Raw genomic sequence first — 3,066 nt, forward strand, 5'->3', positions numbered from 1 at the left:
GCATATTGTTTATCGCCGGTGACCGTCAGATTCTCAAAATTCGCCGGCAGCCTGTAGCTCATCCAGGTCGAGATCGTATCGATGCCCTCGTTGGGCAGCTCCGCCGCTTTGTTTTTCGCGGAGTACAGGTAGTAGATATCGTCGCCCTGGCCGCCATACATCGTAACGCTGACGCTGCCGTCGCCATACAGCGAATCGTTGTAGATGCTGCCGTAGAGGGCCGGGCCCGAATTCGTCGCCGAGTACCACCTTGCGGAGGACCCACTATAGGGGAGCGGAACGCCCTTGGCATTGGTTACGGCGGCCATTTTGCTTGCAGCTCCGTTGGTTTGTTCCAAGCCCTAACACGATGCAAGGCAAAAGGAGCCGATAGGTTTTGTCTTCAAACTCAGGAGGGTTATCAAAACGTAAATGCCCGAGGGGCAGGACGCGTCCGTCAGGCGAAGCTGGCTTGAGCGTGAAGTGGGGCGACTGGGGCCGGTTGGGCGAAGAGCGCGCACCAACGAGAATGCTGCCGAAACGTGGCAGGCTTCTGAGCGGAACCTTGGACCCGAATCGCAAGTTTGGCGGGACACCCGCGAGAGCCCTGCCCATCGGGCGCGGATGCGGGACCTTCCCCCTAGCCGCCGAACGCTTGCGGCCATTCCTCGCAGATCAGAGGCCGAGGGTCTGACCCGTTTCCATCTGAAATCCGCAACACCGAGTTCTGGAACGCGTCAAGGGCAGAGCCGTGGGTGATATCGACCAGCACGGCCGCTGCGGCTTCAACCTTATCGGCCGCTTCGTCTACCTTGTCGAAACGCATCAGCATTCGATCGTGGAGCATCGACAACCGCGTGGCGTGGTAAAGCACGCTGCGCTTATGGTAATCCGAGTCCAGCGGCTCAAACAGTATTGTCATGACGGCAACTCCTCGCCATTTCATGTCCATTCGGGGGTGATTTGGAGGCCGCCCGCGTATAGATATTGGTCTGGCGCTCCCGAGGCCTCCGTCACGCGCTGTTGAGCTGCCCGGACCCTGCAGCACAGGGCGATATTCACCACGCCATTTTTCCTGTCCGCTTCTTCCTTTGCGCGCCTCAACGATTTCTCAGCACGTTTGAAGCGCAACCTTGAACTGCCAAGTTTCAAGAATTTCAGCCATCGTTCCGCTTCCTATGCGGTTGCTTCCCTCGGCTGATAATTACGGCTGTTCTGTTTGGTTCCGGCCAATCGCGACCGGCTCCCAGATTTTACAGAGCCAGGCCGATCTGGCGCTGCCGATTTAAATCTCTCCGGCAATGGGCTTGAGCGCATCTTCTGTCTCAGGCTCCAGCGGGACGCCGGCGACGTTCCGGAGCATCAAAGCGGCGCGCTGAAGGACGGACTGCAAATCCGCCCCGGATATATCCGCGATGCGATCGACCGCGCTTCAACCTCTTCCGCGATAAATAGGCGCGCCGATGATCATTCCTTCGACCATGTCCTCTCCGAGGAGGTTTCAGCTTGTTTGGGAATGGCATGTGCTGGCCAAGTGGTCTATCTCACGCACCACCAGAACCTGTGCGAAATTGCCAGGACGGTTGTGCACGGCGTGACGGCCACGAACTCGGATAGCGATCCAGGGGCCGCTGGAGGTCAAAAAATTGCGCCGTTCGCAACCGCGGTGGAGGTAGGTCCGGAGAGCCAAAAACGTCGGCTGCGGTCGAATGAACAGCCGCCTTGTGTGCATGCGTTATGAACCATCGGATCGATCTTTGAATGAGCAAACTGGCCAAAAGGCGCGCATTGCTGCTCCTCAATCCAAAGGCGCGGCGCGGCCAGGAGCTGATCGCCCCGATTGTGGAGCGGCTGGAGCGCGGCCGGCTTTCTGTCACTGTCGAAAAGTTCGAGGCGTTGCCGGAGATCGCTCGTGACATCGTTCGCTTGCGCCAAACGGCGGACCTTGTGGTCGTGTGCGGTGGCGATGGTTCGTTGTCGGCGGCGGCGATGGCTGTAGTGGAAAGCCGCCTGCCGATGGGCATTATTCCTATGGGAACGGCTAATGACCTCGCTCGCACACTCGACATCCCTATGGATCTTCTGCAGGCCGCTGACGTGATCGTGCGGGGCCGACTCCGGCAGATCGATATCGGCACGGTCAATGGCAATGCCTTCTTCAACGTTGCGAGTATCGGACTCAGCACTGAATTGGCGAAGGGTCTGGATCCCACTTTGAAGAAGCGTTTCGGCAGGCTCGGCTATGCGCTGGCGGCGGTGAAAGTGTTGACGCGGGCCACGCGATTCCACGCGAAGATTATTGAGAAAGGCGCGTCGACCGACGTCGAAACCTACCAGATTGCGGTGGGAAACGGTCGCCATTACGGCGGCGGCAACGTGGTGGAAGAGACGGCCGAGATCGATGACGGACATCTCGATCTTTATAGCTTGGAAATGACGAACCTCTGGAAGCTGGCGCTGATGCTCCGCTCCTTCCGGTCTGGAAGGCATGGCGCCTGGCGAGAGGTGCGCACGGCTAGGTGCGTCGAGTTCGACATCGAGACGGAGAAGCCGATGCCGGTCAACACCGATGGTGAGATCGTCACCTCGACACCAGCCCATTTCAAGGTCCATCCAAAGGCGATCTCGGTCTTCGCGCCTGCGCCCGTCGGCATACGAGATCGCACGGAAGGAGAAAGACCTTAGATTGTCGGTGGACCATCCCTGCGTCAAGGCTGCACAACAGCTTATCGCCGGCCGCGAGGCATGCATGATTATCGTGTTCTCGACGACGCTGACCTCCACTAGGCAAGCAATTTGGCCCCACGATCGTCCCGAGGTCATCAAAACGGCGACAACGACCGGTCCATGCGAGAAGCGGCGAGCTCGACAAATTATGATTTCCTTGGTCTGTTGCTAGCAGGTCGACATGCGCGACTTGGGGCCGTGGCCGCTTGGCACGACCGGCCTGAAAAGACTCCTTGGCCGGAGCTTTGCGTCATGAGCCGGAATGCAAACGGTTGCTGCGGCTCGTTACAACGCGCCTTGGCAAAGGTGCCGAACGCGGCCCTTAGGCGTTCCCGAAGGCTGGTTCAAAATGAACTGATA

The 3,066-nt window shown here is 58.9% G+C and carries 3 protein-coding genes and 1 pseudogene; 2 read left to right on the forward strand and 2 right to left on the reverse strand.

Annotated features, from left to right (window positions below; translation table 11 throughout):
* Window positions 1–308: pseudogene (locus tag EN879_RS29970) on the reverse strand (1,3-1,4-beta-glycanase); the annotation flags it as partial.
* A gap of 311 nt (window positions 309–619) precedes the next feature.
* Window positions 620–901 carry a hypothetical protein gene (locus tag EN879_RS29975; protein WP_244514441.1) on the reverse strand — a complete coding sequence of 94 codons (282 nt, stop codon included), beginning with the start codon at window positions 899–901 and terminating at the stop codon, window positions 620–622.
* 297 nt (window positions 902–1,198) lie between these two features.
* On the opposite strand from EN879_RS29975, the gene EN879_RS39150 reads away from it, so the two are divergent.
* Window positions 1,199–1,720: a hypothetical protein gene (locus EN879_RS39150; RefSeq protein WP_156949288.1), complete on the forward strand. Its 522-nt coding sequence runs from the start codon at window positions 1,199–1,201 to the stop codon at window positions 1,718–1,720.
* 20 nt (window positions 1,721–1,740) lie between these two features.
* Window positions 1,741–2,664, forward strand: a complete 924-nt coding sequence (locus EN879_RS29985) for a lipid kinase (protein WP_063170805.1) — start codon at window positions 1,741–1,743, stop codon at window positions 2,662–2,664.
* Window positions 2,665–3,066: the final 402 nt, after the last annotated feature.

The sequence above is a fragment of the Mesorhizobium sp. M7A.F.Ca.AU.002.02.1.1 genome (assembly GCF_003998535.1).
Classification (GTDB): Bacteria; Pseudomonadota; Alphaproteobacteria; order Rhizobiales; family Rhizobiaceae; genus Mesorhizobium; species Mesorhizobium ciceri.

Coding starts and splice junctions, on each gene's coding strand:
- EN879_RS29975 (WP_244514441.1), bottom strand. CDS start 901: ATGACAATACTGTTTGAGCCGCTGGACTCGGATTACCATAAGCGCAGC.
- EN879_RS29985 (WP_063170805.1), top strand. CDS start 1,741: ATGAGCAAACTGGCCAAAAGGCGCGCATTGCTGCTCCTCAATCCAAAG.